Source organism: Spirillospora sp. NBC_01491 (assembly GCF_036227065.1).
Classification (GTDB): Bacteria; Actinomycetota; Actinomycetes; order Streptosporangiales; family Streptosporangiaceae; genus Spirillospora; species Spirillospora xylanilytica.
This window is the reverse complement of the sequence record NZ_CP109432.1, coordinates 1,401,697-1,425,152: the sequence shown is the minus strand read 5'-3', so window position 1 is coordinate 1,425,152 and position 23,456 is coordinate 1,401,697. Positions and strand designations below refer to the sequence as shown.

Annotated in this window: 22 protein-coding genes; 2 read left to right on the top strand and 20 right to left on the bottom strand. The window is 70.8% G+C overall.

Translation table 11 applies throughout. The annotated features are described in order from the left end of the window. Positions 1-36: 36 nt before the first annotated feature. Positions 37-396 (top strand): short-chain fatty acyl-CoA regulator family protein, encoded by a 360-nt coding sequence (locus OHA34_RS06865; RefSeq protein ID WP_329521010.1) that lies wholly within the window; start codon positions 37-39, stop codon positions 394-396. Next, positions 377-1,333 (top strand): alpha/beta hydrolase, encoded by a 957-nt coding sequence (locus tag OHA34_RS06860; protein WP_329521009.1) that lies wholly within the window; start codon positions 377-379, stop codon positions 1,331-1,333. Before OHA34_RS06865 ends, OHA34_RS06860 begins: the two co-directional genes overlap by 20 nt. 75 nt (positions 1,334-1,408) lie before the next feature. Here OHA34_RS06860 and OHA34_RS06855 read toward each other — a convergent pair whose 3' ends face one another. From OHA34_RS06855 to pepN, 20 genes are all read right to left on the bottom strand, one after another. After that, positions 1,409-1,852, bottom strand: coding sequence for a hypothetical protein (locus OHA34_RS06855; protein WP_329521008.1), 444 nt, complete (start codon positions 1,850-1,852; stop codon positions 1,409-1,411). Between the two features lie 40 nt (positions 1,853-1,892). After that, a complete protein-coding gene (locus tag OHA34_RS06850) occupies positions 1,893-2,330 on the bottom strand; it encodes a COG4315 family predicted lipoprotein (RefSeq protein WP_329521007.1) in 438 nt (145 codons plus the stop codon). Positions 2,331-2,364: 34 nt separating this feature from the next. Next, positions 2,365-2,868 (bottom strand): COG4315 family predicted lipoprotein, encoded by a 504-nt coding sequence (locus OHA34_RS06845; RefSeq protein ID WP_285940261.1) that lies wholly within the window; start codon positions 2,866-2,868, stop codon positions 2,365-2,367. 372 nt (positions 2,869-3,240) lie between these two features. Beyond that, on the bottom strand, positions 3,241-4,197 hold the full coding sequence (locus tag OHA34_RS06840; RefSeq protein ID WP_329521006.1) for a TIGR03621 family F420-dependent LLM class oxidoreductase: 957 nt from the start codon (positions 4,195-4,197) through the stop codon (positions 3,241-3,243). 56 nt (positions 4,198-4,253) lie between these two features. Continuing rightward, positions 4,254-4,592 carry a hypothetical protein gene (locus OHA34_RS06835; protein ID WP_329521005.1) on the bottom strand — a complete coding sequence of 113 codons (339 nt, stop codon included), beginning with the start codon at positions 4,590-4,592 and terminating at the stop codon, positions 4,254-4,256. Between the two features lie 2 nt (positions 4,593-4,594). Then, a complete protein-coding gene (locus OHA34_RS06830; protein WP_285940258.1) occupies positions 4,595-5,836 on the bottom strand; it encodes a metal-dependent hydrolase family protein in 1,242 nt (413 codons plus the stop codon). A gap of 31 nt (positions 5,837-5,867) precedes the next feature. Beyond that, on the bottom strand, positions 5,868-7,169 hold the full coding sequence (locus tag OHA34_RS06825) for an MFS transporter (protein ID WP_329521004.1): 1,302 nt from the start codon (positions 7,167-7,169) through the stop codon (positions 5,868-5,870). A gap of 62 nt (positions 7,170-7,231) precedes the next feature. Continuing rightward, a complete protein-coding gene (locus OHA34_RS06820; RefSeq protein WP_329521003.1) occupies positions 7,232-8,518 on the bottom strand; it encodes an ATP-grasp domain-containing protein in 1,287 nt (428 codons plus the stop codon). A gap of 217 nt (positions 8,519-8,735) precedes the next feature. Then, on the bottom strand, positions 8,736-10,541 hold the full coding sequence (locus tag OHA34_RS06815) for an ABC transporter substrate-binding protein (protein WP_329521002.1): 1,806 nt from the start codon (positions 10,539-10,541) through the stop codon (positions 8,736-8,738). Beyond that, complete coding sequence (locus OHA34_RS06810) at positions 10,538-10,873, bottom strand: hypothetical protein (protein WP_285940254.1); 336 nt, start codon at positions 10,871-10,873, stop codon at positions 10,538-10,540. Before OHA34_RS06810 ends, OHA34_RS06815 begins: the two co-directional genes overlap by 4 nt. Continuing rightward, a complete protein-coding gene (gene ddaH / locus OHA34_RS06805) occupies positions 10,870-11,793 on the bottom strand; it encodes a dimethylargininase (protein ID WP_443029618.1) in 924 nt (307 codons plus the stop codon). The genes OHA34_RS06810 and ddaH overlap by 4 nt, the downstream gene beginning before the upstream one ends. Before the next feature lie 21 nt (positions 11,794-11,814). Continuing rightward, the gene (locus OHA34_RS06800; protein WP_285940253.1) at positions 11,815-13,059 is read right to left on the bottom strand and encodes an ATP-grasp domain-containing protein; all 1,245 of its coding nucleotides are present in this window, start codon (positions 13,057-13,059) and stop codon (positions 11,815-11,817) included. Positions 13,060-13,069: 10 nt separating this feature from the next. Next, positions 13,070-14,698 carry a class I tRNA ligase family protein gene (locus OHA34_RS06795; RefSeq protein WP_329521001.1) on the bottom strand — a complete coding sequence of 543 codons (1,629 nt, stop codon included), beginning with the start codon at positions 14,696-14,698 and terminating at the stop codon, positions 13,070-13,072. After that, the gene (locus OHA34_RS06790) at positions 14,695-15,060 is read right to left on the bottom strand and encodes a cupin domain-containing protein (protein WP_285940251.1); all 366 of its coding nucleotides are present in this window, start codon (positions 15,058-15,060) and stop codon (positions 14,695-14,697) included. The genes OHA34_RS06795 and OHA34_RS06790 overlap by 4 nt, the downstream gene beginning before the upstream one ends. Before the next feature lie 17 nt (positions 15,061-15,077). After that, positions 15,078-16,388 (bottom strand): lysine N(6)-hydroxylase/L-ornithine N(5)-oxygenase family protein, encoded by a 1,311-nt coding sequence (locus OHA34_RS06785; protein WP_285940250.1) that lies wholly within the window; start codon positions 16,386-16,388, stop codon positions 15,078-15,080. A gap of 62 nt (positions 16,389-16,450) precedes the next feature. Then, on the bottom strand, positions 16,451-16,699 hold the full coding sequence (locus OHA34_RS06780) for an acyl carrier protein (RefSeq protein ID WP_285940249.1): 249 nt from the start codon (positions 16,697-16,699) through the stop codon (positions 16,451-16,453). Continuing rightward, on the bottom strand, positions 16,700-18,559 hold the full coding sequence (locus tag OHA34_RS06775) for an HAD-IIIC family phosphatase (protein ID WP_285940248.1): 1,860 nt from the start codon (positions 18,557-18,559) through the stop codon (positions 16,700-16,702). Positions 18,560-18,591: 32 nt separating this feature from the next. Next, positions 18,592-19,530: a 3-oxoacyl-[acyl-carrier-protein] synthase III C-terminal domain-containing protein gene (locus tag OHA34_RS06770; protein WP_329521000.1), complete on the bottom strand. Its 939-nt coding sequence runs from the start codon at positions 19,528-19,530 to the stop codon at positions 18,592-18,594. Between the two features lie 285 nt (positions 19,531-19,815). After that, entirely contained in the window at positions 19,816-20,862 is a 1,047-nt protein-coding gene (locus OHA34_RS06765) for an FAD-dependent oxidoreductase (RefSeq protein ID WP_329520999.1), read from the bottom strand. A gap of 15 nt (positions 20,863-20,877) precedes the next feature. Next, complete coding sequence (gene pepN / locus OHA34_RS06760) at positions 20,878-23,367, bottom strand: aminopeptidase N (RefSeq protein ID WP_329520998.1); 2,490 nt, start codon at positions 23,365-23,367, stop codon at positions 20,878-20,880. Positions 23,368-23,456 lie beyond the last annotated feature (89 nt).

The following is a 23,456-nucleotide window of genomic DNA, read 5'->3' as shown; positions in this document are numbered from 1 at the left end:
GTCGATCCAACCGAATAGCAGGCATTTCGCTAGATTGTGGTCACCGGGGCATGCCGATCTAACGGGGTCGCCCCTGCGGGAGGCGGCCCGGTCCTCACCGTTTCGGCCGAGTGGCACCCCGGCCGGATCCTCACCCAGATCGCCGAAATACCCGACGGCCGCCGCTACTTCTGGGGCGCCCGCACCGTCCACCGCCCGGCCGCCCGGCCGCCCGGCACAGCCTCCCAGGCCGGGCCTCAGGTCTGTGAACGCACCGACTGCGCCCAGCGCGCCTTCCCCGGCAGACCGCGCCATGCCCATCGACGAGCACACCACCTCACCCGTCCCGCACCCCCTGACCCAGTGAACTCACGATTGTTCATGGAACAATGGTCGAATGACCCCGCAGTTGAATGATCTGCTGATGGACACGGCTTTGGTGGAATTCGTCGAGGAGGCTCGTGCCTCTATCGGGCCGACATGGCGTGAGCTGGGGCCTTACGCGGTGCGTGAACTCCAGCAGGAGAGGATTGCGCGCAGACCGCCCGGCCTGCCGGGTGTCGCAGTGGCGGACATGTCGATAGCGGACGGCTTGGCCGTCCGGCTCTATCTGCCGGAGTCGGCAACGGGTATGGCCTTGCTGGTCTATTTGCATGGGGGAATGTGGACGATCGGCAACCTGGATTCTCATGATCGCCTGTGCCGCCGCCTTGTTCGGGAGGTCGGGGTGGCGGTCCTGGCGGTCCACTATCGGCGAGCTCCCGAATGTCCATGGCCTGCCGCGGTGGACGACGCGGTCGCGGCCGTCCAATGGGCGCAGACCCGGGTGGCCGAGCTGACCCGGGGCGGAGTACTCATGGTCGCCGGGGACAGCGCGGGCGGCCACCTCGCGACGCTGGCCTGTCTGCGCTTGCGGGACGCAGGAGGACCGCTGCCCGCGGCTCAGATTCTCGTCTGCCCTAATACTGATCTGACCCTCTCTCTGCCGAGTGCGCAGGAGAAAAGGACCGGCTGGGGGCTGACCACCGACGATATCGCGTGGGGCGCCGAACTGTGGGTGCCTGACCCGCGGCTTCGCGCGGACCCGCGGGTGAGTCCGTTGTTCGAGCCCGATCTGAGCGGACTTCCCCCGGCCCTGATCGTCACCGCCGAGCACGACCCTCTTCGCGACGAGGGCGAGGCCTATGCGCACCGTCTCATGGACGCGGGCGTCCCGACCCTGCTGCGCCGCGAGGCCAAGATGATCCATGGCTTCCTCACCCTCGACACGCTTTCTCCCGCCGCGGACGCGGCGGGAGAAAGGCTCTTCGGCGATATATCCCAGATGAACATCAGGCCGGATAGCGCCATGTGAGGAGTGCCGTGTACGGTCTTGTATTGGTGGACCTCCAATTTTTGGAACTCCTCCACGCAGTGGATGACCATCGCCCTAGAGGCTGGTTCTATAGGTCGGACGCGTCCGCAGCCGGCGCATTTCGAGTGCCAGAAAGCCGGCGAGCACGACCACGGCACCGGACTCCAAGCCGAGCGCGAGCATGACGGTGGTCCGGTAGCCGTACTCGTGGAACCCGAACAGCGTGCCCTGCTCACTGATCAGAAGTCCGATGATGGTGCCCAACGCGAAGATGATCGCCCCGAGCGCCACGAGCGCCTGCGGCGCGCAACCGGCGATCGGCACGGAACCGATGCCGGGCAGGGAACTCAGCGGGCTGGCCAGGACGAGCCCCAGCACCACCGCGCCGGCGAAATTGATCGCGAACAGCACACCGATGACCGGGACAACGCGATAGTGGTCGGCGAAGTACTCGTACAGATGGACCGCGCCGATGCCGAACAGCAGCAGCACGCCCAGATAGCGCAGCAGAAATCGCATGGCGGTCAATCGCCCTGGACGCCGGAGTCGCCGCCTGCTCTCATCCCGCGACCTGCTGGCCTTGGGGTGAGATGGCGTACCATCCGGCGCCGAACTGGGTGAGGCCCTGGCCGCGGGTGTCGCCGCGTCCGGTATCGGCTTGGTAGTAGTACAAGGGGTGGCCCGCGTAGACGAGCTGGCGAGGCCCGTCAGAGCGGGCGATCGTGGTGATCTCGGCCGTCTGGGCCCCGCCGGCCGCACGTGGCGGGCCCTGGGTGGTGGCCGGCGGCCAAATGCTCGCGCATGCCCCTGAACAGGTCGATTGGTTCGGTGGGTCGGCGACGAACAGGTACAGCGTGCGTCCCGTCTCGTTCACCAGGACCTGCCCGAGTGGCGGCGCTTGGTCCGAGCGGATCTGCATCCGGCCGGGATTCTGTGAATTGGTCGCGGTCGCGCAACCGGCGACCGCCAACGCCGCCACAGGGACGCCGAAGACCATCCGGCGGAACCGCGCCGTCCGAGGAAGGCGCGTATCAGTAGCCACCACCGCCGCCGCCCTGTTGCTGTTGTGTCACTGGAGCACCGGACGAGGACAGCACGTACCACTTGGCGCCGAACTGGTTGAGACCTTGCCCCTTGGCGCTGCCGCTGCTGCTTCCGTCGGGCGCGTAATAGTAGAGAGGATGACCGCTATAAGTGACCTCTGTCGTGCCGTCACTCCGCTTGGTGGTGCCCAGTTTCGACGCGTCCGCCCCCGAACCGGGTTGGGGCTTCCCGTTGGTGGTGACCGGCGGCCACACGGTCGCGCACGCCCCGGAGCAGGACGACGTGTTTCCCTTGTCCTTCTGGAACAGGTACACGGTCCGGCCCTCGCCGTCGACCAGGATCTGCCCCAGTGGCCCCACGTTCGCCGTCTTGATCGTTTCAGCGGACGCGCCGCCGCTGGTGGGGGCGGCCGGGGACTTGGGCGCCATCTTCTGGCTGGACGAATCGTACGAACTGCCGCCGCACCCGGCGACCGTGACCACGGCCGCCACGGAGACCGCCAGCGGTCCCGTGATCGCCGTTATCCGCGATCGACGGCCCCGCCGGGGCACGAGAGCCGGATCAGGCGATCGCATCGTGTTGGACGGATGCCCCTGAGACATGCGTGCCTCCCCTCTGAGCGCGATACCGGTCGGCCGGTATCCTTCCTGACGCCGCATACCCGGGCGGCCGGGCGGTGAACTGTCCCATCCAAGCCGTGAACCGCTCTTTCCCAAACCGTCAGTTGCCCATGGCTGTCCGCGGACGGACGGCGAAGCGGGAGCCGATGGGTAGAGGCCCTGGCGTTGTCACGCCAGAGCCTCTCGCCTTTTCGGTGGCCCATCGTGGGGACGATCCGGCCGAGAGGGCCGAATCGCGGTCGGTCATTCCAGCTGTCGTACGCGCTCGATGATCGGGCCGAACAATTCCATGTGCGGTCGCCGGACGGTGATGTACGAGAAGCCGTAACGCTCCCGGCCCTCGATGAGCTGACGCGCGATCTCCTCCTCGGTGCCGAGCAGCATGAACGGCGTTTCCAACGCGTGCTGGGCGTCTTGGACGAGGAAGTGCGGATCTCGTGCGGCCGCGATGCGTTCGGCGGCAGCATGGCGGTCGTCGGTCACCTCGACGTGGAGGATGAAGCTGTTCGTCTCGATCTCGTCGGCCCGGGAACCGGCCCTGGCGCGCAGGAACTCCACGCCCTTGTCCGCCTCCGCCGGGGTGACGAATCGGAGTGTGCCCGGGGGTTCACCGGGGACCTGGTATCGGCCGCCGAAACTGGCGATGTCGGCGTGCTCGGCGGCGATGCCGAGTGCGCGGTCGCTGCTTCCCCCGACCATGAGCGGCGGGAGGCCGAGTCCGTGCTCGGTGGACAGGAGCTTCTCGACCTCGTCGATCGTCGCGTTCAGCCGATCCATCCGTTCCTGGAACGGTTGCCACGGAATCCGCGCTGCGTCGTACTGTGCTTTGACGATGCCCGACCCGATCCCGAGTTCCAGCCGCCCCTCACTCAGCCGCACTGCCGTCGCGACCTCGCGGGCGAGAATCGAGGGGTTCCAGTAGCCGATATTGAGCACGTGGGTGCCGACCCGTAGCCGCTCCGAGGCATACGCCGCCGCCACGAGCACGGAGAACGGCGAGGAACGCTCGGGGCCGAGGTGGTCGACCGCGAGGACGACGTCATAGCCCCAAGCCTCCGCGGTGCCGCAGATCTGGGCGAGTTCGCGCTGGGACCCGGGCGAGTCCACGGTGAACCCGAAACGAAAGTTTCGCATGTTTTTCTCCCCTGTAGCGGAGACGGTGCATGATTCGCGCTCGTGGCCTGCCGGATATTCGCTCACCCGGCGTCGAAGGTGAAGAACGAGGTGCACATTCGCGACGGCAGTACGAGGTTCCGTCACGGGGCGGTGAGGGCCTCGGCGGCCTCCCGCGGGACGCGGATCACGGCGGTCCGATGGTCCGCCATCATCGCGGTGACGGGGCCTTCGTACTGGTTGAGCCATTCGGGCGTCGTGTAGAGCGATTGGCCGCGTTCGACCCTGTCCTCCTCGGATTCGAAGGCGCGCACAAGGTAGTAGGTGTCGTCGTCGTTGAGCGCCGGGCCGTGCGCGAGGACGTCGATGCCGCACTTGCGCATCAACGGGATCGTGCCGTCGCGGCTGACCCGGTGGAACTCGTCCCGGGTCCCGGGCGCGGTGGTGAACAGGCGGACTTCGAGCAGTACGGTGTCGCTCACGTTCATCCCTCCAGGTTCTTGACCCGGCGACCGGCCTTCCAGACGCCGGTGATGTGCTCTGGCTGCGCGAGCGCCGAGATGTCGGCCAGGGGGTCCACGTCCAGAGTGAGGATGTCGGCGTCGTACCCCTCGGCGAGGACGCCCGACCTGGGCGCCTGCGGGCCGAGGGTGGTGGGGCCGAGCGCCGTGGCGGCCTCGATGGCCTCCAGCGGGTCGAATCCCAGCTTGACCAGTAGCTCCAGCTCCCGGCCGTTCTTGCCCCAGGAGTCGGGCATGTCGGTACCGCTCATCGCGACGTCGGTGCCCGCCGCGATGGTGACGCCCGCCTCCCGGGCCAGGATGATCGCCTCGCCGTGCCGGTCCACCGTCGCCTGGAGCTTCTTCAGCGCGTAGTCGGGCAGCATGTGGCCCTGGTCCAGCAGCTCGGCGAAGATCGTGCGGGTGGGGACCAGGATCGCCCCGGACTCCCGCATGGCGACCGCGGCCTCCTCGTCCAGGAACGAGCCGTGCTCGATCGTCTTGGCCCCCGCCTCCAGCGCGGCCATGATGCCCGGCTTGCCGTGGCAGTGGGCGGCGACGACCCGGTCGGCCATGCCCGCGACCTCGACGATCGCGCGCAGTTCGGCGTTGGTGAACTGCTGGTGGATCGGGTGGTCCACATCCGACAGCACGCCGCCCGAGGCGCAGACCTTGATGAGCTTGGCGTTGCGCCGCAACTGCTCGCGGGCCGCCCGCGCGCATTCGGAGGGCCCGTCGCACAGCCGGAACTCGCCGCCCATGTGGCCGAAGTCGACGACCCAGGAGCGCGGCAGGCCGTGCAGGTCGGCGTGGCCGCCGGTGGTGGACAGCGTGGTCCCGGCGGCGTAGATGTTCGGTCCCTCGACGCTGCCCTCCTCGATGGCCTGGACGAAGTGGATGCCCAGTCCGCCGGTCTCCCGGACCGAGGTGAAGCCCGCGTCGAGCGCGCGGCGCAGGTCGGTGGTGATGCGCGCGGCGCGCAGCGCGATCGGCTCCTGGGGGAGGAAGGTGAAGTCGGTCGAGCGCAGGCCCATGAAGTGGCCGTGCGCGTCCCACATGCCGGGCATGACCGCGCGGGCGCGGACCACGGTAGCGTCGGGGGAGGCGGGGGCGTCCGCGGCGGGACCGGCGTAGGCGATCCGGTCGTCCTCCACGATCACCGCCCCGTTCGCGACCGGCCGGCCGGTCCCGGGGATCAACTGCTCGGCTTCGATGCGTTGCTTCATGGTGATGGTCCCAATCTGTCGAGGGATGGATTCAGCTCTCCCCGGCCACCAGTTCCGGCTCGGGTGCGGCGTTCCCGCGCGTGACCGCCTCCGGGCGGATCGCCAGGACGCCGAACAGCGCGGCGAGCAGCCCGGCGACCGCGAACAGCGGCCACACCCCGTGCCCGATCCGGACGAACAGCAGGCCGCCGATCACCGGACCGAGCGCGGTGCCGAGCGCGTGCATGAACTGGAAGCCGCCGATGTAGCGGCTGCGCAGCGAGTCCGGCCCGGCGAGCGCCGGGTAGGCGAACACCGCCGGACCGCCGATGATCTCGCCGAGCGTCCACAGCAGCGTCGCGCCGATGATCACTACCGCGCCCATCGGCAGTCCGTAGGCGGCGACCCCGAGGCCGACCAGGGTGAACGCCAGGCCCACCGTGAGCTTGAACGGCCAGCGCTGGGAGAACTTGGTCAGCGGCAACTCGAAGGCGATCACGATGAAACCGTTCAGCGAGACCGCCAGCGTGTACCAGAACATGCTGATGCCCGCGGCCTTGACGTCCAGCGGCAGGGTGGACAGGTACTGCACGTAGACGATGGCGTTGAGCAGAACGGCGGTCAGGAAGAGCAGGTAGCGCCGGTCGCGCAGCATCGCCGGGTAGCCGCCGCCGCTGTCCGGCCCCCCGGCTCCGCCGCGGTCGCCGGGGTTCCCGGCCCCGCCGCCGGGCCCGGTGGCCGCGGCCTTGCGCCCGCCGGGGATCGCGACGACCGCCACCGCGGCGTACACCATCGCGATCAGACCCTCACCCCAGAACAGCAGGGTGTAGCTGTGGTCGCCGAGGTTGTACAGCCCGAAGCCGAGCAGCGGCGCGACCATCGCACCCATGTTCAGCCCGAACCGGTACATCCCGAAGATCATCACCTGCCGGTCCTCAGGGATCAGCTCCGACATCAGCGTCGCCGACGCGGGCCGGTAGAGCTGGGCCGCCAGGCTCACCACCAGGATCGCGGCGATCAGCAGCGAGTAGTCGGGCAGGTACAGCAGCGCGGCGGTCAGCACCGCGGTCGCTCCCATGCTCAGCACGGTGGCGTTGCGCGCCCCCAGCCGGTCGGCCACGCTCCCGCCGAGCAGCACCCCGGCCACGCCGCCGACGCCGTAGACGCCGAGCGCGAACGCCGCCTGCTCCCTGGAGTATCCGCGCGCGGTCAGGAACAGCACGATGAAGATGTTGAGGAAGCCGCCGAGCCGGCTCAGGAACACACCGATCAGGATCGCCTTCGCCGCGAGCGGCGCGTCGCGGAACGTCGACCAGACGCCGGGGTCGGGAGTCGGCATGTTCTCGGTCGCCATAAGCCTTCACATCACTCTCGGGTCGTGACTTGCGGGTGGCGGCGTCCCGGCCGGCGGCGCGGTCAGCCCGGTTCGTAGGCGAGTGCGGACTCCGCGCTCGCCAAGGCGGCGCAGCAGGTATCGACGGAGTCCCCGGCAGTGATCGCGAACGCGATCCGCCCCCAGACCGTCCCCTTGGGCGGTGGGGAGACCACCGTCCCGGGCACGGCCACCGTCACCGCGCGCTCGATCTCGGCGGGGAGCCGGGACTCGTCGAAGCCGATCGAGGCGAGTTCGGTGTCGTCCCGTTCGACATAGAAGAAGCGGATGCCGGACGTCCTGGCGCGGTCGGGCTCCAGGTCCGGCGGCAGCCCGCAGGCGGCCGCGGCGGCGGCGAGCCCCGGGTCCACCCCGGTCGCGAGCAGGCCCAGATAGGGGATCATGTCTCCGCCCAGGCGGCCGTTCACCTCGATCACCTGCGGCCCGGAGTCGGTCAGCATGAACTCGGCGTGTGTCCAGCCGTCGGCGAAGCCCAGGGCGGTGTGCGTGTCCTGGACGACCCGCAGCAGTGCGGGGTCCTCGAGCAGCGGGTCGGCGGCGTCCACGAAGTGGCCGACCTCCTCGGCGTACGGCGGGTAGCCGACGACCTTGCGGGCGATGAACAGCGGCGCGACCACTCCGTCGCGCACCACGGAGTCGACGCTGATCTCCTCGCCGGTGACGCAGTGCTCGACCAGGATCGGTTCGTCCCCGGCGTACTCGACCGGATCGGGGGGCTCGGTGTCGCGGGTGAAGGCGAAGTTGGCGCGCAGTCCGGCGGGGCCCTCCACCCGTACGACGCCCAGGCTCGCACCCAGCCCGCGGGGCTTGAGGATCGCCGGGTAGCCGACCGTGTCGGCGGCGGCGAGTGCCTGCTCCAGGGTGGAGACCGGGACCGAACGCGGTTGCGGCACGCCCGCCGCGTCGAGCGCGGCCCGGGTCTGCGCCTTGTCGCGCAGCCGCCAGATCACCTTCGGGTCGCCGTTGCGCAGGCCCAGCGCCTCGGCGATGTGGGAGGTCGCCAGGATCCGCCCCTCATCCCAGCAGAGCACGCCGTCGACGGGGTCGTGCGCGTCCAGCTTGCGTGCCTGCTCGGCCATGGCCGGGCCGTCGAGCGTGCTGGGAACCACCGTCCAGCCGGACAGGTAGTCGGTCTCCCATGTCGGTTCGGAGGTGTGGAAGAGGTGGATGCGGAATCGGGTGCTGATCGAGTGCAGCAGGTACTCCCGGTAGGTGCGCATGCCCGTGGCGACCACCAGGAGCAGCGGGCGGTCGTCGCCGGTCTGGAGCGGGCCGGCAGGGGTGCGGCCGGGGGGTCGTCGGGTCGTCATGTCATGGCCTCTCTTCTGCCCCGTCCGCCGGGCCGGGGCGGTGCCACGGTGCCAACGTACAAAGCCAAGATCTTTGATCGGTGGGATCGTCGGGAATTCACTGCACTCCGGGCGGGAATTCACCGGCAGGCGCAGTCATTCGGGGGTCCTCGCGAGGACGGGGTGGGGTCCGGGGGGCCGGCGTCCGGGCGTCCGGCCCCCCGGGCCTGGCGCGTCGCTAGTCGCGGTCGCGGTAGTACCACTTCTCCGGGTTGATCATCCCGAACGGGTTGACCGGCCCGAACCCGCCGAGATCGCGGGACGCCTCGAACAGCCGGATCGGGAAGTTCGGGGTGAAGATGACCGGGACCTGCTCGGCGATGTAGTCCTGGTACTCGTACAGCGCCTCGAGGTCGTCGGTGGTGACCGACTTCTCGATCAGTTCGTCGGTGGTCGGGTCGGAGTAGAAGCCGAAGTTGCCGCCCGCCTTGGTCCGGAACAGGATCTCGCCGGTGGGGTAGTGGTAGGCCCAGCCCCCGTTCCAGCAGGTCAGCTCCCAGGTGCAGGGGGTGTCCGGGCCGGGCTCGCACGGCCCGTCCTCGGCGACCAGGATCGACCCGTACACCTCCTCCATCCGCAGTTCGATGCCCGCTGCGGCGGCGTGCTCCTTGTACCGCCGCATGAGCCGGGTCAGCGCGGGCCGCCCCTCGACGTAGCGCATCTCGAGGCTGAGCTCGGTGCCCGCCGGGATGCCCTCGCCCGCCTGCCCGGGGCCGGTGCCCGGGTTCACGCAGACGGCGGGGGTACGGCTGGTGTCCCAGCCGTTGGCCTCCAGCAGTTCGCGGGCCTTCTCGACGTCGAACGGCAGCGGCCAGGCGCCCTCGCGCTGCCGCGGGGAGACCAGGTCGGTGGGCGGGACCATCGGCACCGGGCCGTTCTGCCGGTAGGCGTAGCCCTGGTAGATGTCGGTGACGGCGGTGTCCTGGTCGAGGGTGCGCTGCAGCGCCTGCCGGAAGTAGGTCTGCTTGAAGATCTTTCCGGCCACGGTCGGGTTGTTGTAGTTCAGGCAGAAGTACCGGATGCAGAACGCCGCCTGCGGCACCAGGTCGTAGTCGTCCCCGAGCGGGTTGGCCCCGCCCCTGGTGGGGTCGGTGGTGGATTCGGCGGCGAAGCTCAGCGGCAGGTACCCGACCTGGATCGAGCCCTCGCCGCGCGGCCCCGCCCGGAGCATCTCGTACTGCTGCTCGTCGGACTGCGTCGGCACCTGCCGGAACTCGTCCAGGTACGGCTTGTCGGGACCGGAGTAGTGCTCGTTCGGCACGAACGTCACCATGCCCTCGAGCGTGTAGCTCTTCAGCCGCCACGGGCCGCTGACCACGCTCCAGATCGGGCTGCCGGCCCAGCGGGTGCGGTGCTCGTTGCCCTCCTCGACCATGTCGCCCTGTTCGGCGATCAGGTACGCGTACACCGCCTCCACGTCGGCCGGGTCGCCGGAGGCGTTCGCGGGTCCCTCGGCCGTGCGGTCCCACGCCTTCGGCAGCGGCGTGATGGTGCTGAGCTGGTTCATCAGCACCCACTTCTTGGAGTACGGCTTGTCGAAGGTGAAGTAGACGGTGTCGTCGGCGAGCTTGCCGTAGGAGGTGCAGTTGTCGGGGAAGTAGCCCGGCACGTATTCGCCGTACCGGGAGCCCTTGACCTTCATGAGGTTGACCCAGAACAGCACGTTGTCGGCGCACAGGGTCTCGCCGTTGGACCACTTCCACGGCCTGATCCGGACGGTGACCGTCCGTCCGTCGGCGCTCCACCGAGGCGGTTCGCCGATGCTCTGCTCGTAGTCGACGTCGGGTGTGCCGCGGCTGCCGAAGTAGTACAGCGGCCGGTACATCAGCATCTGGAACTCGTAGATGTTGCGGGTGCCCATCCGTTCCGCGGGGGTGAACGGGAAGATCACCGCGGGCGGGAAGCCCGGCGCGCACGCCCAGGTCACCACACCGCCCCTGCGCGGCCGTCCGGTGGCCCGGCCGACCTCGGCGGACGCCGTCATCGCTCCTCCTTGATCTCGGTGAGGCGGGACACCCCACGGGCCGAGTGCCGGCCGAACCGCTCCCATTCCTCGCGCAGGTCGATGCCGCCGTCGGGGCGGACCGTCGGGACGCTGCGGCAGAACCCGGAGATCACCTCGCCGTCGTCCAGGACCATGCAGTAGGCGAACTCCAGGCGCCCGTCGGGGGAGCACCGGCCGGTCAGCGAGCCGCGCCGGGCCCGGCCGCCGCCGAACTCGCCCCACAGCAGGTCGCCGTCCTGGTGGTAGTGCGCGACGCGGTCGTGCGCGTCGTGTTCGACGGGCCGGAACCGTCGTCCGTCGTAGCCGATCACCGCGCCGCACCTCCCGTGCGGCTCCCGCCGCCCTCGCGGGCCTCCACCGGACCGCGGATCTCCAACGTGCAGCACTTGGTGCTGCCGCCCGACTTCAGCAGCTCGCCCAGGTCCACCCCGATCGGGACGAAGCCCCGCTCCGAGAGCCGTTCGATCAGATGAGCGGCCTGCTCGGGCAGCAGCACGTGGCGGCCGTCGGAGACGGCGTTCAGGCCGAAGACCTCGGCGTCGGAATCGTTGGCGAGGATCGCGTCCGGGTACAGCTCGGCCAGCAGCGCCCGGCTCTCCGGCCCGAACGCCGCCGGGTAGTACATGATCTCTTCGTGGTCCAGCACCGCCAGCGCGGTGTCCAGGTGGTAGAAGCGCGGGTCGACCAGGGTCAGCGGCACCACCGGCAGGCCGAGCACGCGCGCGGCCTCGTCGTGCGCGCGCCGGTCGGTGCGGAAGCCGTGGCCCGCCAGGACGCGGTCGCCGGTGACCAGCAGGTCGCCCTCGCCCTCGTTGACGTGCCGTGTCTCGTGGACGGGGTAGCCGTGTTCGCGGAACCAGCCGGCGTAGGCGGCCCCCTCGGCGGCCCGCTCGCCGTGCCGGAAGCGCGCGGCGAGCACCCGCCCGTTCACGACCGTCGCGCCGTTGGCGGCGAACACCATGTCGGGCAGACCGGGCACCGGGTCGATGAGCTCCACCTGGTGGCCCAGCCCGAGGTAGAGGTTGCGCAGCCGGTCCCACTGCGTGAAGGCCAGCCCGGCGTCGACCGGCTTGCCGGGTTCCATCCAGGGGTTGATCGAGTAGGTGACGTCGAAGTACGTCGGCGGGCACATCAGGTAGCGGCGCGGCGCGGCGGTGCGCCTGGGCCGGGGATCGGCGACGGGGCGGCGGTCGGTTCCCGCCGTCCGGATCGCGTCGGTCCTGTTCGGCACGTGGTCCTCTCCTTCGCCGGGTCAGCCCCGGAACGTGACCTTGATCTTGTCGGCCAGCTCGTTCATCAGGCTGAACGCGTCGTCCTGGGACTCACCGGTGGTGCCGAGGAAGCCCAGGATCGTGTTGCCGTTGGGCGGGCGGCGGATGTGGTCGCCGGGCCGCGCGGTGATCTTCAGCAGGAAGGCCCGTTCGCAGTCGGCGACCTCCGGCGGCACCTCCACCCGTTCCACCACGCCCTCGTCGCTGATCAGGCACATGGCGGTGACGTGCGTGCCGGTCGGCCGGAAGTGGCGCACGTCCGGCCGCACCCCGCGGCCGATGTCGACCACCGCCTTGATCGGGTCGTGGTCGGCGGTGATCCGCGCGATCGCGTCCAGCCCGCCGCCGCCGACCCGGGAGGCGATCTCCAGCAGGTACGGCTCGCCCTGGTGGAACCGAACCTCGGCGTGCATCACGCTGCGCCGCAGTCCCATGGCGTGCGCTCCCGCCCGCACCACCGCGTGCACCCGGGCGACGTCCTCGGGGGACAGCGAGGTGGGGGCGTGGTGGACGTCGTCGTCGAAGGTCCCGCCCTCCTGGGTGATCCGGTCCACCACCGAGCCGAGGTAGACCTCCTCGTCCCAGGCGACCGCCTCCATCAGGTACTCGCGGCCGGACAGGAACGACTCCACCAGCAGCCCGTTCGGCCCCAGGTCCACGCCGTCGGCCTCGGAATTCACCCAGAACAGGTTCTCGATCCCGGCCGCGGCCTGGTCGTAGCGCTCGGCCATCTCCTCCGCGGAGTCCACCCGGAACACCAGGTGGCTGCCCGCGCCGAGGGTCGGCTTGAGGATGACGGGGTAGCCGAAGTCGGCGCCGGCCCGCAGCGCCTCGGCCCGGTCCCGCACCAGGCGGTACGACGGGATGGGCGCGCCCGCTCGCTCGTACGCCTGCCGCATCAGGTACTTGTTGCGGCTGCACACCGCCGCCTCCACCCCGATGCCGGGCAGGCCGAGCGCCTCGGCCACCGCGGCGACGGTGATCACCGCGGACTCGGAGAAGGTGATCACACCGTCGAACCGCTCCTCGGCGTGCCAGCCGCGGGCCGTCTCCACGATGTCGTCGATCTTCTTGGACCCGACCAGCCGGTAGTGGTCGGCCGGCCAGAAGTCCTCGGTGCCCTCCCCGTTGAGCACGTACAGGTCCACGCCGAGGTCCTGCACCTGCTGGTAGCGCGAGTGGTAGTAGTCCAGGTACTGGCTGGTCTCGATGGTCAGCAGCCTCATCGCATTCCTCCTAGACCCCCACCGGGGTCCGTCCGGCGGCGCCGGCCGGGTCCCCGTCCGGGACGGCGATCTCCGGCAGCCGCGGCAGTGTGAACGGGACGATCTCCGCCGGTGGTTCGGCGGTCAGGCCCAGGTCGACCCCGGCCGCCGTGGCCTCGGCCGCCGCGTCGATGAGGATCGGCGCGGCGTGGGCCAGCAGCGTGCGGGCCTCCACCAGCAGGTCGCCGGGCGGGACCGCGCCGGAGTCCGCCGCCGCGACGAGCCGGCCCAGGTGGGCCAGGACCGTCTCGGCGGCCTGCGCCGCGCTGAACGACCGCAGCTCGTAGCAGACCCGGAACCGTCCGGCCATGGTGGCGGCGCGGCTCCGCGCGGGCGCCGAGACCGGGACGGGCCCGGGGCGGACGCCGGCCTGCGCGTCGTGCAGCGCGTCCGCCAGGCGGTTCCACGGTTCGACCAGGCGGCGCCCGGTCACCGCGCGCAGTGCCGCCACGCCGAAGTCGGTCCGCTGGAACTCCGGCGCCGTCAGCGACAGGTAGAACCGAACCAGGTCCCGGGGGACCTCGGCCAGCAGGTCCGCCACCCAGATCAGGTGTCCCCGGCTGGTGGAGAACTTCTCGCCGTGCAGATCGTAGAACTCGTTGACGACGTTGCTCTCCGGGGTGATGTACCGGTCGCCGTGCGCCATCAGCATCACCAGGTCCAGCAGGCCCCAGTGGTAGACGTTGTCGAAGCCGTGGAAGTAGACCAGCTCCGCTCCGTGCTCGGCCCGCCAGTGCTCGTCGACCGCCGCGGTCGCCGCGCCGCGCCGGGCCGCCGACCACCAGGTGCCGTAGATCACCGCGGGCATCGCCTCGACCCACGGGTACAGGACCTGCCCGGGCGTCTCGGGAAAGGGGACGGCGATGCCCCACGTCCCGGGCACGGTGATCGGGATGTCCGGCAGCGGCCCGGCGAGCAGTTCGCGGACGAGCCGCATGGCACGGGGCCGCCAGTGCCCCTCCCGCTCGGCGTAGTAGGCGGTGAGCCGGTCCCGGTACTCCTCGGCGGGCAGCGTCAGGATCTCGACGTCGCGGTAGGAGACCGGCTCGTCGGGGTCCATCGTCGCGCGGGGCCCGACGAGCTCGTCGTAGTTGATGGGATGCCCGCAGCTCTCGCAGACGCCGCCCGCGCTGCCGGTCAGGCAGGACGGGCAGGATCCCTGCATCAGCCCGTCGTAGAGGTAGGTGCCGGAGCGTTCGGCGTACGGCAGCCGGACGGTCCGGCGGCGCAGCCGGCCGGCCGCGTGCAGCGCGGTGAAGAACTCCAGCACCGTCTCGCGGTAGCGCCCGTCGATCGGGGGCAGGCCCTCCATCGACAGGCCCATCGCGGTCAGCGTCCGCTGGACGCGCGTGGTGGACTCGGCCACCAGCCGCTCCGGGGCGACGCCCTGGCGGTGCGCGGTGGTCGGGACGTAGGTCTGACTGTCGTCGGTGACGGTCGTGTAGATCACCGGCCGTCCGGTCGCGGCGACGTACCGGCTGTAGACGTCCCCGGCCAGGTAGGGCCCGGCCATGTGACCGACGTGCAGGTCACCGTTGGACGTGGGGGTGGCGGCGACCACGATGGCCGGTCGCCCGCCGTCGTGCGGCGCGCCGCTCATGTCCGCTCTCCGTGCCGGACGGTGAACCGCTCGGTCATCTCCACGTCCCACCAGATGGCGTACATCTCGAACGGCTCGTCGCCGTCGTTGACGACCTGGTGGCGGACGTCCGGGCGGAAGTGCACGACGTCGCCCGCGCGGAACGGCTCGCGGCGCCCCTCGCTGAGCAGTTCGGCCTGCCCGGTCACCGCCACCCAGATCTCGTACTCGTGGTGGCCGTGCGCGCCCGACTCCGCGCCGGGCGGCACCACGCACCAGGAGCCCTCGAACGGGGCGTTCAGCCCGGGCCACGGCAGTAGGCGCTTGGCGCGCAGGCCGTTGTCCGGCTTCAGGTCGGCGCGGTCGAGCCAGTGGATTTCCATGGTCGTCCTCTCGTCGGTCACCGGCCGTTGAGCGCCAGCGCGGGCGCGCCGCTCGTCTCGGCGGCCTCGGCCTGCCGGTGCGCCAGCAGGTCGGTCACGATCTCCTGGGAACGCGCGGCCAGCACGCTCAGCAGCGAGTCGGCGATGCCGTGGGTGGCCTCGTTCACGCCCTGGAGGTAGCAGCCGGCGGTGTAGCCGGGTGGCAGGTTCATCCGGTAGTTGCGGTCCACCGTGGCGCCGCCCATTCCGGCGGCCTCCGCCAGGTCGCGCGCCAGGCGCGGCATGGTGCGGACGAAGCCGGTGCCGAGCAGCACCAGGTCGCAGCGGAACGTGCTGGTCCGCTGGGACTTGCGGTCCAGCAGGGTGAGCACGACCTCCTCGCCGTCCATCCGGGCGTCCACGATGTCGGTCATGGTGATCATGTGCAGTCGCTCGTCGCCGGCCAGCCGCTGCTGGTACATCTCGCGGTAGAGGGTGTCGAGCATCCCCGGCGCGAGCCCGGCGTAGTTGGTGCGGTGCATCTCCCGGAGCAGTTGCTCGCGGGCCTCCGGCAGCGAGGCGTGGAACTCGTCCACGAACGAGGGGTAGAACAGCTCGTTGGTGAACCTGCTGGTCTCGTACGCGTTCAGCCCGATGGCGCGCATCACCATCGTGACCTGGGCGCCGGGCAGGTCGCGGTGCGCCGCCCAGAACATCTCCGCCGCGCTCTGCGCCGCGCCGACCACGACCACGCGCCGGGTGGCGTCGCGGTCCAGCTCCGCCATCCGCGTGACGAACTCGGTGCTGTGCACGACGCGGTCCCGGGGGAGCGTGGCGATCTCGTCGGGGATGTGCGGGTCGCGTCCCATGCCGATGACCAGGTCCCGGCAGACGATCTCGCCGCCGTCCGCGGTGCGCACCGACCAGCGCCGCACCGTGCCGTCCTCGTCGGTGACCGGTGTGATCGACGCGCACCGGCGGCCGTGCTCGATGCCGACCCGGCGCAGCGACCCCGCCACCCAGCGCAGGTAGTTGGAGATCTCCACCCGGTACGGCGTGAAGCTGCCCAGGTTGGCGAACTCGTCCAGCCGGCCGTTGGAGTGCAGGTAGTTGATGAAGGAGTACTCGCTGCGCGGGTTCCGCAGGGTGACCAGGTCCTTGATGAACGAGACCTGGCTCTGCGTCCAGGGCAGCAGCATTCCGCGCTGCCAGACGATGTCATCGTGCTGCTCGATGAGCAGGGCGGAGCCGGCCAGGTCGTCCCCGGCCATCTCCTCCAGCGCGACGGCCAGGGCGAGGTTGGCCGGTCCGGCCCCGATGCCCAGCAACTCGACTTCCTGTCGTTCCATGGCGTCCTCCTTGACTCGTGTGGCGGGCCGTCGGCCCGCCGGGCTCACCGGATCCGGTGCGGTCACCGCGCCCCCGCCTCGACGGCCACCAGGTCGGCCATCTGGCCGATGGTGCGGGCGGTGTGGAATCGGCGCAGGTCGAGCGAGATGCCGAACCGGCTCTCCAGTTGGGCGAGCGCCTCCAGCGAGGCGGTGCTGTCCCAGTCACGGGCGGCCAGCGGCTCTTCTTTTCCGACCGTTCCGGGTGGTTCTCCGAGAACTTCCTCGATGATCGCGGTCACGGTCTTTTCGATGACGTCCTTGTCGTCCATTCAGGTGGTGCTCCTTTCACGCAGAGAAATCCAGGACGGGGCGATTCCGGTCGCCGATTCCAGGTCGCGGACAAAGCAGTCGTCGCCGGATCCGGGAGTGAATCCGGCGCGGGTCCAGAAGTCGGCCGCCACGCCGTTCCTGGCCGACCGGACGTAGCGGCCCTCCAGCCGGGCGGCGCCCGCCGACCGGGCGCGTTCGGCCAGCCAGCCGACGGTCGCCAGTTCCACGCCGCGGCCGAGCACCCGGCAACTGAGCACCAGGTTCAGCACCCGCCACACCTCCGGGCCGCACTCGACCCAGACGGCGCCGACGATGCCCTCGTCGCCGAACCGGTCCGCCACCGCGACCGAGGCGACCAGGTGCCCGGCGTCGTCGTTCATCCGGGTGGTGGCCGCCGCGTCGAACCGCAGGCCGGTCATGTTGAACTGGTTGGTGCGCGCGGCGAGCTGGGCGATCCGGCCGGTGGTGAAGTCGGTCGCGGTCGCGATCTCCATCTCGATGCCGAGGGCCCGGAGGAACTCCTCGGACGACCCGAACCCTTCGGAGAAGTCGCTGCGCATCGCGCGCGTCCGGTACAGGTCGGGGCGTGCGCGGTCGGTGTCGGTCAGCGCCATCACGTCGAACCAGCCGCCGCGCACCAGGGCCCCGGGCAGGTGCGCCGGATCGCCCGCGGCCGAGACGACCGCCACCTGCGGCAGCGCGTCGCCGACCTGGGCGCGTTCGAAGCCCGAGTCGTCCATGAAGACGAGCGAGTCCACCGACAGGCCCAGCGCCTCGGCCGCCTTGACGAGGTTGTCGGACTTGGCCGACCAGTTCACGGCGCGGACCGAGAACGCCTCGTCGCGCAGCACCATCTCCGGGTGGTCGGCCAGCGCCCGCTCCACCGGCTCGGCGTCGTTCTTGCTGGCCAGCACCAGGACGACGCCCTGTTCGCGCAGCCGTCGCGCGGTGCGCTGAAGGTCCTGGTAGGCGTTGCCGGGATACAGGCCGCCGAGCTGGACGCCGTGCGCGCCGACCTCGCCCAGCACGCCGCCCCACAGGGTGTCGTCCAGGTCGAGGGCCAGGACCTTGCGGGACAGTCCCGCTCTGGCCTGGGCGACGCGGCGTACCTCGCCCGCCAGCAGCAGGAGCGCGCCGTCGGTGTAGGGCAGGTCGCCAAAGCGGTGCAGCCGGGCGTCCCGTGCCGCGACCGGCGCGTCGGCCAGCACGCCGACCAGGTCGATCACCGCGATCTGCGGGTGGCGGGCCGCCAGGTCGAGCAGGTCCGCGTTGATCCGGTGCCAGAGCCGGGCGAGCCGGGCCCGGCCGGACACGCTGACGAAGGTGTCGCGCACCTCCGCCGGGAGCGGCACGGTGTGCAGCACCAGCGTCGCGTCGGTGCGCTCGGTGGCCGAGACCGCCAGTCCGCGGAGCTCTTTCAGCCGGCTCTCGACGTGCTGTTCCAGTGCCGCGGGGGCGGCAGGGCTCCAGTCGGCCGGCAGGAAGAAGGAGGCGTCGACGAGCGTCGCCAGCAGGTCGGGTTCGTCGGTGTCGTCCGCTGCGAGGAAGGCACCGGTCGCCAGCTCCATCTCGAACGCGCCGTAGCCGCCCTTGTCGATGACCGGCCGGAAGCCCGCCCCGACCAGGTTCGCGCGGAGCAGGTGCTCGAACGAGCCGATGGTGCAGGCGGCCTGGATCCGGACGCGGAGGCCGCGCAAGGGGCCGTCGGCGCTCAGCCGGGCCAGGATCCGGCCGGCGCTCCGCGCCGCCGCCGAGTCGGTCAGCTCCAGCAGCCCGCGCCGCGTCGCCGGGTCCGGGATCTCGCCGTCGCGCACGGCCGTTCGCAGTCGGCCCAGCAGTTGGGCGGTCGGCTCTGTCATGGGTCGGTTCCCTCCGTTCGGGTGGGAGCGGCTCAGGCGCGGACCAGGGAGCAGTACCAGCGCATGCCGATGGAGATCCCGGTGAGCGCGACCAGGTCGCCGGGCTCGACCGCGCCCGCCTCGAGGAGCTCGCCGAGCGCGGTGAGCTGGTCGGCGGCGCCCATGTGCCCGTGCCTCCGGGCGATCTCCTGGTTGGTCCGTGACAGCGGCAGGTTCAGGAGGGGGGCCACGTCGGCGATGCCGTCCGGGTCGTTGATGTAGATGTAGTGCGTCACCTCGTCCCGGCTGACTCCGGCGCGGTGGCACGCTCCGTCGATCACGGCGATGGAACGGTCGATGGCCTGCCCGCCGAACTCGCGCAGCCGCTGCGGGTCCTTCTGGAAGTGCGCCTGCACCCGCTCGTGCCCGGGCGGCGCGGTGGCGGCGGACCAGCCCTCCGGCGGGACCGGCTCCACCGCACCGCCGTAGTCGGTGCGGAACCAGTCGCACAGGTCGGAGTCGATGAGCTGCTCGGTCGCCAGCCAGCGATTGCGCTCGTGGCCGCGGCGCAGCACCGCGGCCACCGCGCCGTCGCTGTGCACGGCGTTGTTGACCGTCATCCGGTTGCGGTGGAACTCGCTGACCCGATTGACCGCCGTGAACAGCACCGTCTGGATCTCCGGCTGGGTCGCCAGCACCCCGGCGACCAGCGCCAGCCCGGTGACCCCGGAGGCGCAGCCCTCGTTGAGCAGCAGGGTCTGGGTGTCGCGCATCTTCAGCGCGCGCGCCAGCGCGGTCGAGGAGTCCCAGTGCGGATAGTCGGGCATCTCCGAGTGCGCCAGCACCAGCAGGTCCACGTCGGAGACGGCGAGGCCGTCGCGGTCCAGCGCGTCCCTGGCGGCGGCCGCGGCCAGGTCGACGGCGGTCACGCCGTCGGCGGCACGGTGGAAGGTTCGGTACCCCCACCGCCCGATCCGTTCCGGGTCGGGCACGTACGCCGGCGCCGCCTTCTCGACATCCTCGTCCGCACCGAAGGCGTATCCGAAGCCAGTTATCCCAAGCGTTACCGGGGGAGCCGCCATCATCATTCCTCTCTGCGGATCTCGCTATTTCGGGTCACTTCTCGTGACCTGAAGAATCGTCGCCCGAGAGTGGGGGTACTGGCAATGGATAACGGCGTCGTCCAGGCATTCAATTTGAGCTGGGAAAATAGTTGAACACGCGATACGGCCTTCTGGAAAATTTCCAGAAGGCCGTATCGCGTGTTCAGACCGGATTTATCCGAGCAGTGACCGGGCCGCGCGGCGGCTCGCCGCGAACACCGCCTTGGCGGCTCCTCCGCTGCCGCCGGTGAAGGTGAACAGCCCGCCGCCTCCGCCTTCGACGGGCCGCAGCTCCAGCCCCGGCGGGTCCCGGTAGCAGTCGAAGGAGGCCACGGTGCGTTCCGCCGCGAAGGCGACACCGAAGATCCGGCCGGCCAGGGCGACGACCTCGTCCGCGAGCGCCCGGTCGGGCTCGACCGCGTCCGGGGCCAGGTCCCAGCGGTCGGACGGAAGTCCCAGCAGGAACCGGCCCGGACCGTGCGGGCGGCCGTAGAGTCCGCTGTTCTCTTCGACGAACGCGCGCACCCCGTCCAGCGGACCCCGGCACAGCGTGTACTGGATCTGCCTGACGCGCAGCCGGCCGGACGGAAGGCCGCTGTCGCAGAGAAGGCACGGCGTCCAGGCCCCGGCCGCCACCACCACCGCCTCGTAGTGGCGCACGCCGTCCCGGAGCCGCACGGCCGGATCGCCCGTCACCCCGGTCACCCGGTCGGGGTGGATCTGCACACCGGAGTCGGCGAGCCGGCCGAGCGCGGCGGTGCGCAGCGCGTCGGGCGAGATGTACCCGGCGCCGTGTTCCACGATGCCGGTCACGCCGGGAGGCAGACCGCCGAGGCGGTGGTCGCGCGCCAGCCGGTCCGCGCCGACCCGTTCCGCCGAGCCGGGCAGGACCTCCTCGACCACCGCCAGCGATCTGGTCACCTCGGTTCGCGGCTCGGTGACGTAGACCGCTCCGCTCTCCCGGAACCGCGACCACTCCCGCAGCCGCCGGCTGCCCCTCAGCTCGGCGAGGCTCTCGGCGGCCAGCGCCGCCGCCCCCGGATCGCGTTCGAAGGCCCGCACCATGCCGCCCGACGCCGCCGAGGCGTCCCGTTGTCCGACGTCGCCCCGTCCGGGGTCCCCGCCGGTGAACAGCTCCAGCTTCAGGGGGCGGTGCAGCTGGCTGAGCCGCAGGGCGAGCAGCGCCCCCGCCAGGCCACCCCCGACGATCGCAATGCGCACGGTGTCCTCCCGACCTCAGGTGCGGACCGCGGTGCGCGCCTCGACCACGCGACGCAGATCGCCCGTGTGGTCGCCCGCGCGGCGGGCCAGGGTCGGCGGCAGGTCCTCGCGCGCGAGCATGGCGCGGGCCAGCTCGAGCGTCTCCGGCTCGGCTGCGAGGCGCGGGTAGAACGACCGCAGCAGCAGGTCGAGCACCAGGTCGCCGTGGAGCTTGGCCACCGCCGGCATCTCGGTGAAGAACCGCTCGACGAACGGCGCGGTCAGCTCGGTCTGCTCCGGCTGCCAGAATCCCTCGGCCAGCGCCCACAACCGGTAGTTGGACAGTCCGCTGTCGGTGGTGATCGCGGTCCAGGCCGCCTCCTTGGCGGTCCGGTCGGGGCGGGCGGCGAGGCATCTCGCCGCGGCCTGCTCGGCGTGCGCGCCCGGCTCGGCGTCGTACGCCGCGTCGATCTCGGCCTCCGCCAGACCGCCGAGGACGGCGAGCCGGTACCGGACCCGCCAGGCCAGGTCCGTGTCGAGGGTCAGCCCCTCCGGGACGCCGGTCCCGTTCAGCCAACCGCGCAGCTCGGAGATGTCGGCGGTGAAGTCGACCACGGCGCGGAACAGGGTGATCTGACGTTCGTCGCCCGGCGCGGTGGAGCCCAGGCGGGCGCGCAGCGCGGCGGCCACCCGCGCCATCGCCGGCTCCCGGCCGGAGGGCGGCAGGAAGCGGTCGGCCACGTCGATGCGCGCCTGCTCCAGCACCTCGGCGAGGATCGACAGCTCGGGCTCGACCGCGACCATCCCGCACACCAGGTCCAGGTGCTCGGCGGCAGGAACAGAGCCGTCGTGCACCCCGAGCAGCAGCGCGCACCACACCATCGCCCGGTTGATCGGCTTCAGCGTGGGCAGCAGCGCCGGCAGCGCCGCGCGCGAGGCGGGGTCGAAACGCACCTTGGCGTAGGCGAGGTCGCCGTCGTTGAGCAACACCAGCTTCGGCATGGGAAGCCCCACCAGCGCGGGCAGATCGGTGCGGGCGCCGGCGACGATGACGCGGTGGACGTCGCGGCGGTCGCCGTCGTAGTAGAGCCCGACGTCCATCGTGTGGGTCCGCAGGATCGGATGGGAGTCGGGCGCGGTCTGCCGCACCCACGCCTCGGTGATCCGCCCGTCGCGGACGGTCAGCTCGGGGATGAGCGTGTTGACGTTGGCGGTCCGCATCCAGGTTTCGGCCCAGCCGGTCATGTCCGTGCCGGCGGCCTCGCTCAGCGCCGCGATGAAGTCGGTGAACGTCGCGCTGCCGAACGTGTGCCGCGAGAAGTAGATGCGCAGGCCAGCGCGCAGCGCGTCGTCACCGACATGCGCGGCGAGCTGCCGCAGCACCGCGTGCCCCTTGAAGTAGGAGATGCGGTCCAGCTCCAGCTGGACCGTCCGCACGTCCGCTCCCTCCAGGCAGACGGGGTGCGTCGAGGGGCGCTGGTCGGGCACGTACGCCTGGCCCTTGCGGCGAGCGGCGAAGGTGACCGGCGGCCCGGGGAACCGGGTGGCCTCACTGGTCAGCCGGTGCGCCATGTAGTCGGCGAGCGACTGCCCCAGCCACAGGTCGTCCCACCAGCGGTTGGTGACCAGCCCCGCCAGCCACATCAGCGAGATCCCGTGCGCGAGCACGACCGCGCGCGTCTCCCGTTCGCTCTCCGGCACGGCGGAGCTGAACAGGTACTGCTCGCGCAGCAGCACGCAGCCGGGGTGGTCCAGCGAGAGCACACTGAACTCCGGGACGAACGCCTGGTCCAGCTTCCCGAAGGGGTAGCCGATCCCGAACATGTCCGCGCACGCGTCGAGGATCTGCCCGGTGATCTCGAAGACCTCGTCCGCGTCGGCGGCGAGCGCCTCGCGCTGGGACGCCCGGCAGTGGAAGCCGAGCTCGACCTCGCCGTGCCGGGTGTGGAAAGAGGCGTACGGGCCGGCGGCGAGCGCGGTGAGGTAGGTCGCCTGCGCGGGCGACGGGCCGAGCCGCCACCGGCCGGGCGTCTCCTGGGTGGCCGGGGTGTTGCCGAGCACCGTCCAGCCCTCGGGGACGGTCAGCTCGAAGGTGTAGCCGGCCTTCAGGTCGGGCTGGTCGAAACAGGCGAAGACCTTGGGCGCGTGGTCGACGTACACGAATGAATAGACGTAGATGCTGCCGTCGGCCGGGTCCTCGAAGCGGTGCAGGCCCTCGCATTGCGTGGAATAGGCCATGTCGGCCACGACGACGAGTTCATTCTCTGCTGCCAGGTCGCGCAGTGGCAACCGGCCGTCGACCAGATCTCCCGGCGCGATCTCCTTACCATTCAGCAGGGCCGAATGGAGGGCTGCGGGGGCTATCTCGATGAATGTTTCGGTTCCCTCGCGTGTCGCTGTGAATGTCACCGTAGTGCATGATCGGAAGGTTTCCGCACCGGACGTCAGGTCTAGTTCGACGTGGTAATCGCTAACAGCCAGAAGCGAGCTGCGACTGGCCGCCTCCGCGCGAGTGAGACTGGGCATGAGATTCCTTTCGAATGCGCTGAAAGAATCGTCGGCCACGATCGCGAAAAAGGTCAAGACGCCCGGGGCCCCTACCGGACCTGCGTCCC

Excerpts from the sequence above, each read along its gene's own strand:
- OHA34_RS06860 (WP_329521009.1), top strand. The coding sequence starts at position 377 with ATGACCCCGCAGTTGAATGATCTGCTGATGGACACGGCTTTGGTGGAA.
- OHA34_RS06855 (WP_329521008.1), bottom strand. The coding sequence starts at position 1,852 with ATGCGATTTCTGCTGCGCTATCTGGGCGTGCTGCTGCTGTTCGGCATC.
- OHA34_RS06850 (WP_329521007.1), bottom strand. The coding sequence starts at position 2,330 with ATGGTCTTCGGCGTCCCTGTGGCGGCGTTGGCGGTCGCCGGTTGCGCG.
- OHA34_RS06830 (WP_285940258.1), bottom strand. The coding sequence starts at position 5,836 with ATGAAGCAACGCATCGAAGCCGAGCAGTTGATCCCCGGGACCGGCCGG.
- OHA34_RS06825 (WP_329521004.1), bottom strand. The coding sequence starts at position 7,169 with ATGGCGACCGAGAACATGCCGACTCCCGACCCCGGCGTCTGGTCGACG.
- OHA34_RS06820 (WP_329521003.1), bottom strand. The coding sequence starts at position 8,518 with ATGACGACCCGACGACCCCCCGGCCGCACCCCTGCCGGCCCGCTCCAG.
- OHA34_RS06815 (WP_329521002.1), bottom strand. The coding sequence starts at position 10,541 with ATGACGGCGTCCGCCGAGGTCGGCCGGGCCACCGGACGGCCGCGCAGG.
- OHA34_RS06800 (WP_285940253.1), bottom strand. The coding sequence starts at position 13,059 with ATGAGGCTGCTGACCATCGAGACCAGCCAGTACCTGGACTACTACCAC.
- OHA34_RS06795 (WP_329521001.1), bottom strand. The coding sequence starts at position 14,698 with ATGAGCGGCGCGCCGCACGACGGCGGGCGACCGGCCATCGTGGTCGCC.
- OHA34_RS06790 (WP_285940251.1), bottom strand. The coding sequence starts at position 15,060 with ATGGAAATCCACTGGCTCGACCGCGCCGACCTGAAGCCGGACAACGGC.
- OHA34_RS06785 (WP_285940250.1), bottom strand. The coding sequence starts at position 16,388 with ATGGAACGACAGGAAGTCGAGTTGCTGGGCATCGGGGCCGGACCGGCC.
- OHA34_RS06780 (WP_285940249.1), bottom strand. The coding sequence starts at position 16,699 with ATGGACGACAAGGACGTCATCGAAAAGACCGTGACCGCGATCATCGAG.
- OHA34_RS06775 (WP_285940248.1), bottom strand. The coding sequence starts at position 18,559 with ATGACAGAGCCGACCGCCCAACTGCTGGGCCGACTGCGAACGGCCGTG.
- pepN (WP_329520998.1), bottom strand. The coding sequence starts at position 23,367 with ATGCCCAGTCTCACTCGCGCGGAGGCGGCCAGTCGCAGCTCGCTTCTG.